At 43.0% G+C, this 13045-nt stretch carries 11 protein-coding genes and 1 pseudogene; 2 read left to right on the plus strand and 10 right to left on the minus strand.

All coding sequences use genetic code 11. The features are described from left to right. Window positions 1-418: 418 nt before the first annotated feature. The 6 genes from MXE28_RS10465 to MXE28_RS10490 form a co-directional block, all read right to left on the minus strand. On the minus strand, window positions 419-1324 hold the full coding sequence (locus tag MXE28_RS10465; RefSeq protein WP_021840163.1) for a LysR family transcriptional regulator: 906 nt from the start codon (window positions 1322-1324) through the stop codon (window positions 419-421). 244 nt (window positions 1325-1568) lie between these two features. Beyond that, window positions 1569-2897 carry a putrescine-ornithine antiporter gene (gene potE / locus MXE28_RS10470; RefSeq protein ID WP_021840164.1) on the minus strand — a complete coding sequence of 443 codons (1329 nt, stop codon included), beginning with the start codon at window positions 2895-2897 and terminating at the stop codon, window positions 1569-1571. Window positions 2898-3556: 659 nt separating this feature from the next. Beyond that, window positions 3557-4156, minus strand: a complete 600-nt coding sequence (locus tag MXE28_RS10475) for a hydrolase (protein ID WP_226974655.1) — start codon at window positions 4154-4156, stop codon at window positions 3557-3559. 281 nt (window positions 4157-4437) lie between these two features. After that, entirely contained in the window at window positions 4438-5865 is a 1428-nt protein-coding gene (gene argH / locus MXE28_RS10480) for an argininosuccinate lyase (RefSeq protein ID WP_226974656.1), read from the minus strand. Then, entirely contained in the window at window positions 5866-7077 is a 1212-nt protein-coding gene (locus MXE28_RS10485; protein WP_127057979.1) for an argininosuccinate synthase, read from the minus strand. A 112-nt stretch (window positions 7078-7189) separates the two neighbouring features. Beyond that, window positions 7190-7999, minus strand: a complete 810-nt coding sequence (locus MXE28_RS10490) for a hypothetical protein (RefSeq protein ID WP_247240143.1) — start codon at window positions 7997-7999, stop codon at window positions 7190-7192. Between the two features lie 109 nt (window positions 8000-8108). Here MXE28_RS10490 and MXE28_RS10495 point away from each other — a divergent pair, with 109 nt between their 5' ends. Further along, entirely contained in the window at window positions 8109-9062 is a 954-nt protein-coding gene (locus MXE28_RS10495; RefSeq protein WP_226974658.1) for a biosynthetic peptidoglycan transglycosylase, read from the plus strand. A gap of 125 nt (window positions 9063-9187) precedes the next feature. On the opposite strand, the gene MXE28_RS10500 is transcribed toward MXE28_RS10495, so the two are convergent. The 4 genes and pseudogenes from MXE28_RS10500 to MXE28_RS10515 form a co-directional block, all read right to left on the minus strand. Then, window positions 9188-9448 (minus strand): DUF3343 domain-containing protein, encoded by a 261-nt coding sequence (locus tag MXE28_RS10500; protein WP_226974659.1) that lies wholly within the window; start codon window positions 9446-9448, stop codon window positions 9188-9190. Between the two features lie 33 nt (window positions 9449-9481). Further along, window positions 9482-10186 (minus strand): sulfurtransferase-like selenium metabolism protein YedF, encoded by a 705-nt coding sequence (gene yedF, locus MXE28_RS10505; RefSeq protein WP_226974661.1) that lies wholly within the window; start codon window positions 10184-10186, stop codon window positions 9482-9484. Window positions 10187-10220: 34 nt separating this feature from the next. Then, entirely contained in the window at window positions 10221-11249 is a 1029-nt protein-coding gene (selD, locus tag MXE28_RS10510; protein ID WP_226974660.1) for a selenide, water dikinase SelD, read from the minus strand. 124 nt (window positions 11250-11373) lie between these two features. Beyond that, window positions 11374-11553: pseudogene (locus MXE28_RS10515) on the minus strand (DUF951 domain-containing protein); the annotation flags it as partial. A gap of 589 nt (window positions 11554-12142) precedes the next feature. On the opposite strand from MXE28_RS10515, the gene rbr reads away from it, so the two are divergent. Beyond that, window positions 12143-12691, plus strand: coding sequence for a rubrerythrin (rbr, locus tag MXE28_RS10520; RefSeq protein WP_021840174.1), 549 nt, complete (start codon window positions 12143-12145; stop codon window positions 12689-12691). Window positions 12692-13045: the final 354 nt, after the last annotated feature.

Genomic DNA, 13045 nt, shown 5'->3' on the forward strand with positions numbered 1-13045 from the left:
TGTCCTTCCTCAAAGTGCATAGACTCTTTAGCGCCCCAAAATTTGACAAAGAGCCCAAAAACAGAAGACGGTTATGTCGGTAAAATTTACCGATATAACCGTCTTCTGTATAATTCCCCCGATCCATGTTAAAACACGGATACTATTTAATTAAAAGTCCCCGTTGCCCGTGGCTCTCACCCCACCAAGCAACTTTTTATTTACCGGCGGCTCTCACCCCGCCCGTATCTCTCTTGTAGTTACGCTCTCTGCTCACTCAAAGTCCCCTCGTAACTCTCTCTCTTTAACAGTTCAATGACTGTTGAACTTCCCTTGACTGAAATCATTATACGTTCTTTTGTCTTCTGTGGCTAATATATACAGAAAACGGTTAGCTATAGTTTAAACCTATATCTAACCGTTACGGTTTGTGTCCTGATCAAACACTTTGCGTATTCTTTTTAAGTGCTTCAATATAATTGCGACAATATTTACCGGCCGCTACCTTATTATGCAAAATATAGCCGATTTCAATTTTTTCATCCACATCAAGCGGAGTAGCCAAAATATTAGGGCCGTTCAGTTTCTCACTGATAATACCGGAACAAATCGTATAACCGTCAAGCCCGATTAAGAGATTAAACAATGTCGCTCTATCACACACCACAATATCTTTGGCACTGTCACAGGTGCTCAAAATTTCTTCTGAAAAATAGAAGGAATTATGCTCCCCCTGTTCGTAGGAAAGTCGTGGAAACGGTGCCAAATCCTCCAAGGTAACCTTCTCTTTAGATGCCAAAGGGCTAAAAGAGCTTATAAATACATGAGGCCTTGCCGTAAACAATGGATGGAAGGTTAAATCATGTCGTTTAAACTCTTTGCGTAAAACCGTTTCATTGAACTCATTAAGGTACAAAATACCGATTTCACTGCGAAGTCGCGCTACGTCTTCAATAATTTCATAGGTCTGTGTTTCACGAATACGGAAATCATATTCATCGCCACCATAGGCTTTTAAAACATCTACGAAGGCTTCCACAGCAAACGAATAATGCTGCGTAGATACGCAAAATTGATGCTTAACCGGCGTTTGTCCGAAATATTTTTCTTCAATCAGATTTGTCTGCTCAATTACCTGACGGGCATAGCCGAGGAACTCTTCCCCTTCCGTTGAAACGATGACGCCCTTATTGGTGCGGGAGAAAATGGTAATCCCCAATTCCTGCTCCAATTCCTTAATAGCCGCCGTCAAGCTCGGCTGAGCGATGAATAATTCTTTCGCCGCCTTATTAATGGACCCTTGCTTGGCCACGGTTACAATGTATTTTAACTGTAATAAAGTCATATATCCTCTTACCTCTATATTTCACTTCAAGTCAAAAGCTTTTTAACTAAAAAATATCTATTTTTACAAATTTATAGCAGAATATGCCTGAATCTTTAGTGCTAAATTTTTAGTCTTCAAACCTCTATTCTTACTATAAAGCAAAACAAAAAGGACTGCAAGCACTCGGAAGTGTTTGCAGTCCGTATAGGTCAGTTGATTACGCTACATTTCGGTTGATTAAGCCACGCTACGTCTGGGCTGATTAAGCCACACTACGTTTGGAACGAAGAGCACGAGGCACAATATTGAAGGCCAATTGGTAAACAATGTAGCCGATAATAATAGCAATCGTACCGCCGATCATAGGGCCTTCACCGGACGCATAAATTGCGTATACGGAGTAAGCAATCGCTACGATGCTCAAACCGAAAATGCTGCGACGAGTGAATTTGGAAGCACCTTCAACTTTTAATAATTTATTAACAGCAATACAGCAGAGAATGTAAGGGAATACATTCGTAACTACTGCCAAGTTAACGAGGTTTTCAAACTGACGGCTCAAGGATTCGTTCATGGTCATGAAGGCCAAGAGAGACTGAATCGTCAAGAGAATCAACAAACCACGTACAGGTGCGTCAGCTTTGTTTACACGGCTGAATACTTTAGGGAACAAGCCTGCATCGGCAGAGCTTTTGAACACACGAGATAAAGTGAACTGCCAGCAAAGGATAGCACCGCAGCAAGAGATTACCATAGCAGCCATAACAATCTGGCCAACAGTTTCATTGAACATCTGCGCGAACACCATACCGAATGGTGCCGTTGAGTTCAATAAATCAACATTTGGTACAATCCCTGCCATAATATTAGTAGACAATACATAAATCACCGCTACTGCTAATGTGCCAAAGAATGTTGCAATTGGTACGTTTTTCTTTGGATTTTCTACAGCATCCATGTTAGCTGCTGCGGACTCAAAGCCCAAGAAACCCCAAAGAGTTAATGCGATGGATTCGCTAACTGCATCAAAGAAAGGCAGTTGGTTCGGATTCCATACAGCTGTGTACATATTTGGGTCAAACCAGAACCAGCCGAATACGCTGATGAACAATACAGGGATGATAGCCCCCCAAACAGTGATATTACTTATACGACCGGTTTTGGCATTACCGCCGAAGTTAAGAACGGCAGCTAACCAAAGAAGCACGATAGTGGCTAAACTCATCTGTACCGGCGTCAAGGTTAAATTAAATAAAACAGCTGCGTAGCCTACTGCGGAAATCGCAATCGCTACGTTTGCAATTACAAGTGAAATGGCATAAGCATAGTTTGCCATAAAATGTCCGGTTCTGCCGAAAGAATACTCTGCATAGCCGCCAAGTCCACCGGTTTTCGTTGTGAACATGCCGCACTGTGCGAAAATGTGGGCCAATACTAAGGACCCTACGGCTGTAATCAGCCAAGACAAAACGGAAATAGTTCCTACTTCTGCAAGTTTAGTAGGCAACATAATAATCCCAGCACCCATCATATTTGCTGCAACGAGGGTCGTAAGCTGGAATACAGACATTTTTTTAGCGGTGGTTTTCATGTATCAATCCCCTTTCTAATGTAGCTCAACATCTACAACTTAATAATCAGTGACCGCTATCGATACCAGTCCTTGCGGTTGTGCGTGGATGTGGTATCGTATGAAACGTATTTCTCTTTATTTTATTTGACGACTTATTCTAACATCTATTGACAATTAATGAAAGTCTTTTTTTCAATAAAAAAGGTCCACGAAAGCTAGTCGCCATCAATGGCGGCCCGTGTTTTTCATGGTGCAATTCTCAAAGTGGGCATTATACCTAACTTTTTAAAAATTTTACGCAAAATTTACCCCATTGGCGGACAAAAAATATTACACGAATTGAATAAAAATATATAAACTCTATAATATAAACGAGGAGAATTCATTTGAACCATAAAAAGTTTCAATTTTAGTCTATTTTTTCCTATGCCGATTAGGTATTTTAAGGGCCTATTCCGAATTAATTATGATTTTTTTCGAACTAAAACAGGGTGTGTCTACTGTGCACAGACACACAAAATATTTCCGTCATTGAATTTCAAATCCAGGCCCTTGTCGAATGACAGTGAACACTTTAACGCGCACTTTTACCGCCTAAAAATTACACAAACCGTTAACGACATTAACAACGAAGCGTTAAAGGACGGCGGGTAGTCCAGGCACAAATTAACAGTCTGTTAATTTCCTACCTGCAATTCATATTCCCTTGCAATCTCATCTTCCGACGCCTGCATGGCGGCCAGGGTTTTACTTAAAAGCTCATCCAGTTCCCAGCCGAGCCGTTCAGCACCGTTTTTGATGACATCACGAGAGCAACCGGCAGCGAATTTCTTATCTTTGAATTTCTTCTTCAGACTCTTAAGTTCCATATCCTTCGTTGATTTGGAAGGGCGCATCAAAGCAGCAGCAGCACCGATCAAACCGGTCAATTCATCGGCCGCATAGAGCACGTTTTCCATCAATTCTTTTGGTTCCAAATCGATGCAGATACCATAACCGTGACAACAGATAGAATAAATTTCATCGTCAGCTACGCCCGCTTCTTTTAAAAGCTCCTGTGCTTTAACACAATGCTCTTCCGGATACATTTCAAAGTCCACGTCATGCAAAAGGCCTACTTGAGCCCAATAATCCGCTTCTTCACCAAAACCAAGCTCATTGGCGTACCAACGCATCACCGCTTCCACGGTTAAGGCATGTTGAATATGAAACGGTTCTTTATTATATGTTTTCAATAATGCCAAGGCATTTTCTCTTGTTAATGACGGTGTATGCATACCCATCCCTCCCTCAATTCTCATAGTTGCAAAGTCTATCCCGGTTGTCTTAAACACACGGTCTATCGACAAATTTTCGGTATCACGGCCGACTGCCGACACTTCCGGTGTCACGCCATTCACCTGAACCGATATAAAATAAAATGCATACCAAAAGTCTAATTATCTTTTTGGTATGCACTATATAGTATAACATGATTTGACGGACCTGTAAAAAAAGCCGCTTTAAACACTTAGTGGAAATTAGCCGCTAAAGCGCTTATCGCCTCATTGGCAGCCCCTTAGATTCTTATAGAATCAAGCTGTGCTGCCCATTTAGCCAATTGTGCTTCTTCTTCGGCCACTTGAGCCGCCCCGTTTTTACGTTGACGGGCTACACATTCAGGCGCTGTGCCGCTGTAATTTTTACGACCGGCCACACAGGCTTCAATGGTAATTGCATCAAGAATATCGGCTTCGAATACAGGGGAGATTTTTTTGAAATCTTCCACGGTCAAATCCAATAAAACACAATGATTCTGAATGCAATGCTGCACCGCTTCACCGACGATAGCATGGGCTTCGCGGAACGGTACACCTTTTTTGGCCAAGTAATCGGCCATATCCGTAGCATTAGAGAAATCGTTAGCTAAGACGGAATAGGTGCGTTCACCGTTAACGGTCATCTGACGAAGCATATCCGCCATAATCGACAAGGCAAATTGCAAGGTATCGATAGCATCAAAAATACCTTCCTTATCTTCCTGCATATCCTTATTATAGGTAAGCGGCAAGCCTTTCATGGTTGTCAAAAGGCCCAATAAATGGCCGTAAATACGGCCCGTTTTACCGCGTACAAGTTCACATACATCAGGATTCTTTTTCTGCGGCATAATGCTGGAACCGGTGCAATGCGCATCATCGAGCTCAATAAAACCGAATTCCGTGCTGGACCACATAATCATCTCTTCGCTGAGACGACTCAAATGCATCATAGTCGTAGCGGCAAAATGTAAAAATTCAAGCACATAATCGCGGTCACTCACCGCATCCATACTATTTTCGTAAATTATGCTAAAAGCCAATAATTCCTGCGTATAGCTCTGGTCGATTGGATACGTCGTCCCCGCCAATGCACCGGCGCCCAAAGGCATTACATCGGCGTGCTTATAAATGAGCGGTAAGTGATCAAAATCACGACCAAACATGGAGAAATAGGCCATCATATGATGGGCAAAAAGTACCGGCTGCGCCCGCTGTAAGTGCGTATAGCCCGGCATAATTACGTCTTGGTGCTTTTCAGCCACTTCAAGGAGCGCTTTTTGCAAATTGACCAACAATTCACCCATGTGAACTACGGTCTTACGCACATACATATGCAAATCAACAGCTACTTGGTCGTTACGGCTACGGCCCGTATGAAGGCGACCGCCCGCTTCACCGATGGCATCAGTTAAGCGCTTTTCAATATTCATATGAATATCTTCAAGAGCCACGGAGAAGTCAAACGTGCCCGCTTCAATCTGTTTCAAAATATCGTTTAAACCGGCCACGATTGCATCGCAATCGGCCTGAGAGATAATTCCCTGTTTCGCCAGCATTGTCGCATGTGCTTTACTGCCGGTAATATCTTCCGCATACATCCGGGCATCAAAAGCGATAGAGGACGTGAAGTCCTCTACCGCTTTGTCAGTACCCTTTGTAAAACGGCCACCCCAAAGTTTAGCCATTTATTTACCTGCCTTTTCTTTCATTAAAGCATTAATTTTAAGTGGCAAGCCGAAGAGATTAATAAATCCTTCTGCGTCTGCCTGATTATATACATCATCTTCTTCGAAGGTTACAAATTCCTGATTGTATAAGGAATAAGGTGATGTTGCACCGGCGCTGATGATGTTACCTTTGTATAATTTTAAGTTAATAGTACCGGTTACGGTTTTCTGCGTTTCATCTACGAACGCCTGTAACGCCGCCATCAATGGTGCAAACCACATACCGTCATATACGAGCTCTGCATATTTATTAGCTACCAATTCTTTATAGTGGTAAGTCGCTCTGTCGAGGCAAAGGTATTCCAATTCACGATGCGCATACATGATGATAGCGCCACCCGGATTTTCATACACGCCACGAGATTTCATACCTACCAAACGGTTTTCTACAATATCAACGATACCCACACCGTTAGCGGCACCCAATTCGTTCAAAGTCTGCAACAATTCAAGCGGAGTGCCTGTTTTACCATTAACAGCTACCGGTACGCCTTCCTTGAAATCGATGGATACCATGGTTGGTGTGTCAGGTGCTTCTTCCGGAGATTTGCAAACTAAATGCACATCATCTTTAGGTGCATTAGCCGGATCTTCAAGATCGCCCCCTTCATGGGACAAATGCCATACGTTCTGATCCATGCTATATGGATGAGATTTAGTGGCAACTACCGGAATATCGTGTTTAGCAGCGAATTCCATGCAGTCTTCACGGGATTTGAGCTCCCATTCACGCCATGGGGCAATAATTTTAGTATTAGGCGCCAATGCTTTGATAGTCAATTCAAAACGAACTTGGTCATTACCTTTACCGGTTGCACCGTGCGCAATGGCGTCGGCCCCTTCGGCTTTAGCTACTTCTACTAATTTCTTGGCAATCAAAGGACGAGCAAAGGACGTACCTAATAAATATTTACCTTCATATACGGCACCGGCTTTAACGGTTGGCCAAATGTAATCGGCTACGAACTCTTCTTGAACATCAAGAATATACGCTTTGGAAGCACCGGATTTGATGGCTTTCTTTTCAACCGCATCATAATCTTCAGGTTGTCCCAAGTTACAGCATACAGCGATTACTTCACAGCCGTAGTTCTCTTTTAACCACGGAATAATTACGGATGTATCAAGACCGCCGGAATAGGCTAATACTACTTTTTTAATATCACTCATTATAAACACCTCTTTGAATAATCAGTTACTTACGTTCTTGTCTTTCATGTGTAACATTATACATAGTTGTGAATATTAATGCAAGTATTTTTGTAAAAAAATACAGACTTTTTTATTTTTTTACATCATATTGTATTAAGCCATAGGTTTCACCGGCCACCGATGAGAAATGATGAGTCCCTACCGTAGCTTTAAGACCACTCACGGCACCCAGTACAAATGAGGCGGTACGCAAAGAATATTCCTCGCCCGGTGGGTAGCCCAAAGTCTGCAAAACACGCGGTTGTTGGTCGCCCAACGCATACATAACATTAATATTGGTATCGAGGTTTTTATCACGACCGTTAACCCAATGGTTTGGCAACAAATTGGCACTGCCGATAACGGCTACTTGCCTGCCCGACGCTTCGGCCGCCAATTGCACAACTTTACCAAACATGTATAATTCCTCATAACTTAAGCGGCCCATGGTAAGGCGCACAATCTGCTTATTCCCCAACCCCTGTTCGGCCAGGAAATGGAGCGGAATTGTAGCCGTATGATGCAAAAAATAATCATCGGTGGAAATAATCGGCAAACTATCCAAAATACTGGTCAACGGAATGCCCATGCGTTCGCTTGATTTTCGCAAAGCCGCGTTAAATGTACTATCCGTCTCCATGCCAACCGTAAAGGTGGTACCATTGGCCAATGGAATAGCGCCGCGCAAACGAGCTTGCGGGCTGTAGCCGATAGCATCATTTAAAGTCAAATGATAGCGACTCAATATTAAAATCGTTTGCGGCTTACTGGCTTTTATAGCTGCTGCCGCTTGCTCCATAGCGCCAATCACTTCATTATAAGCACTGCGATCAGTCGCTACCGCTTCATAATATCGAAGAGGCGCCGGCCAATAGGAAACACTAACAATACGTCCCTTCATCGAAACCTCCTTATAAAACTATAATAGTATTTATTATATTTATTATATTTTACTATGAATAAGTGTAAAAATCACTAGCTATTTTTTGCACTTATGGTATGATAGAGCCATGAAACTATTATTTAAATTATTAATCACTATCATCGTATTGGGGCTCGGTTTATACTGGTTTGCCGGCTATACGCCAAACGAAACCGGCCAGCAACGTAGCCCTTATACGATGAAAGAACAGACCTTAGAGTCCACCGAAGACCAATTGAGCCGTACCGCTCGTATCAATCGTTTATTCCACTTCAAAGAAGCCGTTGAAACGGCTCTTGATCAGCGAGTGCCTGACAATCAACGCGTGAAAGGAGACGAAATCAGCCAGAACTTAAAGGATGCGTTGGTAGCCACGGAAGATAAGCGATACTACGAACACGGTGCCATCGATCTTTTCGGCATCGGTCGCGCCTTTTACACAAATGTAACGGCCGGTCGTACCGTTGAAGGTGGCAGTACAATCACTCAACAGCTGGTAAAAAACCTCTTTTTATCCTCCAAGCGCATCATGTCGCGTAAAGTGGAAGAAGTGATTTTGGCATACCTTATGGAATTGTATTACACCAAAGACGAAATTTTAACTATGTATCTTAATACTATTTATTACGGCAATAACTATTACGGCATCGAGCAAGCTGCCAAAGGCTATTTTGACACCACCCCGGCTAAACTCACTTTAGGCCAAGCAGCGTTACTGGCCGGCATGCCGCAAGCTCCATCCTATTATAATCCGGTGACGAATTACAAAGGAGCCAAAGAGCGACAGCGCACGGTTCTTACCTTGATGACGCAGCAGGGCTTAATCACGAACCGCGAAGCGGATAAGGCGTATTATTCCAATTTAAATTTACAGCAAACACCGGCAACAGATGATGAAGTTGCGGAAGCGGCGCCATCGAGTGAATCTGGCAGCAAGGACGACAATACTTCCGATGAATCCTCATCGTCCCGCAGCTCTAAATCTAACAAATCAAGCAGCCATCATTCCTCTGCATCTACGAAGTTTTCTATTGATGAATAATGTCGGTCTGCTTCTACGGACTGCGCTTTAATCGCCGCCAATAAAATCAACTAAAAACCGCCTGTCCGATGCATTCTTTAACGAGATGTATCAAACAGGCGGTTATTTTTTACCCGTACAAACCATCATTCTTGTGTAATTTGCACTTTAGTGCATTTTTTAGAAGCTCGGTCATATGTATACAAACCCGAGTGAGTGATATGTGCCGCTTGTAACAGTTCTAAAATTCGCTCCAAGTCCGAATGAGCACACAGAATACAAAGACCGCACATATTATGCAATGCCGGCGGGGTCGGAATGAGTTGCAATTTAATCCCTTCCGCTTGCAACATTTTTTCCGCCTTATAGGCAAAATAATAATTTGTAAATACTATTAAGTTTTCCATAATCGGCCTTTCTCGTATCGGGGCAATGCCACACTACAAGGTTACCATGGGCTCTGTGAGCATCGCTTCCGTAATGGCATAAAGATTAGTAATGGAGCCGACAACTACTTTTTCCTTCAGTCCGTAAAAATCAAGGCAAATACCGCAAGCAGCAATGTCGACGCCGGCTTCAACCAAGTTCTTCAAGTTTTCAAGATGTGGTGATTCTTCCGTCACCATTTTTACACCGCTGTTAATAAAATAGATTTTAGACGGTTTTACATCCGATTCCGCTAGGCAAAACATAAATGTTTTCATCAAAGTGCGGCCTAATTCTTCATTGCCTTCGCCCAGATAATCTTTGGTAATTAAAAGAACTTTGCCACCAAAGTTTGGCGATGAAACAGATGCTGCCGGACTCTTTGGAGCCTCCGAAGCGACCTCTGTGACCGAAGCCTTGGTTGCTGAAGCTTCAGGGGACACTGTGGCGACTTGTGTACCGGCCGGCACCATAGTTAGATAATGTGTGTTCCCACCAGTCGCTACGGTTACTTCACACTGTCTGGACTTACCAAACTTGGTCACATTATCACGACTGACCTCATTATCTACAAGAGTTGTAATAACTGCTCCGGGGTGCTCTTCCATAGCTTTCTTCGTCGCAATCACCGGCATCGGGCATAAAGAACCGCGCATATCAACGACTACACTGCCCTGTACCAGCCACTCTTTTTTCACATCGTTCGGTACTTCCGTCATAGAGCGTAAATCAGCTCCATAGACCGCCTTCACTTCATCGGACATAAACGTCAAAATCTCCTCTCGCTACCACCTTGCCAATCTGCTTAGCCGCGTGAACACCGGCTTGGTGCAAGGATTTAACCAACTCTTCCGCCTCTGACAGGGGCACAGCCAATAACAAGCCACCTGACGTTTGCGGATCAAAACAAATATCACTCCACACAGATTCCAATTCAACTAAACCGGACACAGCCGTAATCGCTTTACGATTGCCGTAGGTAGCCGCCGGCACCAGACCCATCTCGGCCGCTTCGACTACATGAGGAAACAGCGGCAACGCTGTCGTATCAATTTCCAACGATACATCGCTGCCACTTGCCATTTCAGAGCCATGCCCCATCAAGCTAAAGCCTGTAATATCCGTACAGGCATGAACCGTAAAGTTTTTAGCTACTTCACAGGCCAGTTTGTTGAGCATACTCATGCTCGCCATAGCCGCCTGAGTTCCCTCGGGAAAGAGGTCTCCCTTTAAGGCCGTACTCATAATCCCCGTACCTAGCGCCTTAGTTAGAACCAGCGCATCGCCCACTCGGGCGCCGCGATTCCGCCAAACCTTATTTGGCTGTACCTGACCGGTCACGGCGAGTCCAAAGATGGGCGTTTCATTTTCTATACTGTGCCCGCCCAATACAACTACACCGGCTTCTTCAAGCGTTGCCATGGCTCCCTTTAACACATCCGTTAAGGCGCCCGCTTCCACAAGAGGCACCGGAAAGCCTACAATGTTCAAAGCCGTCAAAGGGCGTCCACCCATAGCATAAACATCACTCAAGCTATTGGCCGCTGCAATGCGCCCAAACGTATACGGATCGTCTACGACGGGCGTGAAAAAATCGACGGTCTGCACTAAACCAACCTCTTCGTTTAGCACATATACGCCCGCATCTTCGGCGCCCCCCATAGCCGTCAAAACATGGTCATTCGTAGGAAATTGAACCGATTTGAGTACAGCGTCTAATATATGGGGTCCTATTTTACAAGCGCACCCGCCCTTGGCGGCATACGGTGTTAACTTAATCAACCGTATCGCCTCCTGCCGTATTAGCCGGGGAGCTTACACTCACATCTGCTTGTGCCGCCACTTTTGCCTGAGAAGCCGCTTCTTTTTTAGCTGCCTCGGCCGCCTCCGCTTCAGCTGAACGAATCACAATCTTTTTAACCGCTTTTTCAAATTTAGAGCGCGATAACATCACTTGATGACCGCAACCGCGACAAACAATCGTAAAATCTGTACCAATACGCTTAACTTCCCACTCCGCACTTCCACAAGGATGGGACTTTTTCATTTTTACCACATCGCCTACATAATATCGTACAAATGCCATTGCATGTCTCCCTTCTTCGATTCACAATCAATCAATTCAAATTAAGTCTGATAACAGTACGGACGCTTACTAATTCTATCCTAATATATTTATTATATACCATTTAGAGTTCCCTGCCGAATACATTATATGCAAAACAACGTATTATTTTGCTAAAAAATACTTTCAAACGAAACGAGTCTGTTATATTTACAATTTCAAGGATCCTCCGGCCGCCTCCCCACGGCGGTTAAATTTTTAATTCCTACTAAAATGTAGGTATTCTCATTTTATAAACTTGAATCACTGACATTCATTCTCAATTGCGTTTTTATGGTTATAATGCTGTTTTCAAAGCGTTAACGCTCCAAAAAGTCAGCAATCACGCGTATTGATAAGCTTTATCAAATAAATCTTTTTTAAATTTTTCAAACTTTTGGGCTTGATTTTCTCAATTTCATAGGCTATAATGTAATCAACAATGATTATTCATTAGTTTGAATTGTTGTGAAATAAAAGTTTATTTCTAAGCTATTTTAATTCTTTACTTTATTTCGTAAGTACATTATGAATTGTGTCAAAGTTGTCACAACAAAAAGGAGAGATTAATATGTCAGAATTAAAAGGTACAAAAACTGAACAAAACTTACAGGCCGCTTTTGCCGGTGAATCTCAAGCTAACCGTAAATATACATACTACGCTTCTGCAGCTCGCAAAGCGGGTTTGAACAAAATTGCTGACTTCTTCGAAGAAACAGCAGTAAACGAAAGCGCTCATGCTAAAGTTTGGTTCAAATTATTACACGGTGGCGACGTTAACGCTGATACTGCAGTAAACTTGAAAGACGCTGCAGCCGGCGAAAACTACGAACACACTGAAATGTACCCTGAATTTGCTAAAGTAGCAAAAGAAGAAGGCTTTGCTAAAATTGCATACCTTTTCGAACAAGTTGGTAAAATCGAAGCTCGTCATGAAGAACGTTATCTTGATCTTTTAAGCTATGTAAATGGCGGCAAAGTATTCAAACGCGAAGAACCGGTTGCTTGGATTTGTGCTAACTGCGGTTACATCCATGTTGGTACTGAAGCTCCTCAGATTTGCCCGGTATGTGCTCATCCACAGGCTTTCTTCTCCCAACACAGCGAAACTCTTTTATAATTTAAAGTAAGTAACAATTTTTAGTATATACTCAAGTGAGCAACTGATAACCTATATTAAACAAGTGTTATTTAACCTTCGACGAGTGTCATTTATTGCATACAACAAGTGTTGTCTCTTATGATCATCAAGTGATGAACCGATGTAGAAGATAGAACTCCTAAAAAATTATGTATGCTAACTAATGATTTAGTTGCAGTATACGGGAAATAAGTATTTCCTCTCACTATGTATGAAAAGTTCACATGTTGTTAGCGCCAAGTGGCGTAACATACTATAGAAACCAAGTGGTTTCACCCAAAAGGGGCTGTAACGAAATACACCCCTAAAAACAAGAATGCGGTTTGAAGATAC

Origin of the sequence: Veillonella sp. KGMB01456 (assembly GCF_023051165.1) — a bacterium.
GTDB lineage: Bacteria > Bacillota > Negativicutes > Veillonellales > Veillonellaceae > Veillonella_A.

Bases quoted from the DNA above. Each gene is read 5' to 3' on its own strand.
- yedF (WP_226974661.1), bottom strand. From the start codon at position 10,186: ATGACGGAAGTACCGAACGATGTGAAAAAAGAGTGGCTGGTACAGGGC.
- argH (WP_226974656.1), bottom strand. From the start codon at position 5,865: ATGGCTAAACTTTGGGGTGGCCGTTTTACAAAGGGTACTGACAAAGCG.
- MXE28_RS10485 (WP_127057979.1), bottom strand. From the start codon at position 7,077: ATGAGTGATATTAAAAAAGTAGTATTAGCCTATTCCGGCGGTCTTGAT.
- MXE28_RS10500 (WP_226974659.1), bottom strand. From the start codon at position 9,448: ATGGAAAACTTAATAGTATTTACAAATTATTATTTTGCCTATAAGGCG.
- MXE28_RS10475 (WP_226974655.1), bottom strand. From the start codon at position 4,156: ATGCATACACCGTCATTAACAAGAGAAAATGCCTTGGCATTATTGAAA.
- potE (WP_021840164.1), bottom strand. From the start codon at position 2,897: ATGAAAACCACCGCTAAAAAAATGTCTGTATTCCAGCTTACGACCCTC.
- MXE28_RS10495 (WP_226974658.1), top strand. From the start codon at position 8,109: ATGAAACTATTATTTAAATTATTAATCACTATCATCGTATTGGGGCTC.
- rbr (WP_021840174.1), top strand. From the start codon at position 12,143: ATGTCAGAATTAAAAGGTACAAAAACTGAACAAAACTTACAGGCCGCT.
- MXE28_RS10490 (WP_247240143.1), bottom strand. From the start codon at position 7,999: ATGAAGGGACGTATTGTTAGTGTTTCCTATTGGCCGGCGCCTCTTCGA.
- MXE28_RS10465 (WP_021840163.1), bottom strand. From the start codon at position 1,324: ATGACTTTATTACAGTTAAAATACATTGTAACCGTGGCCAAGCAAGGG.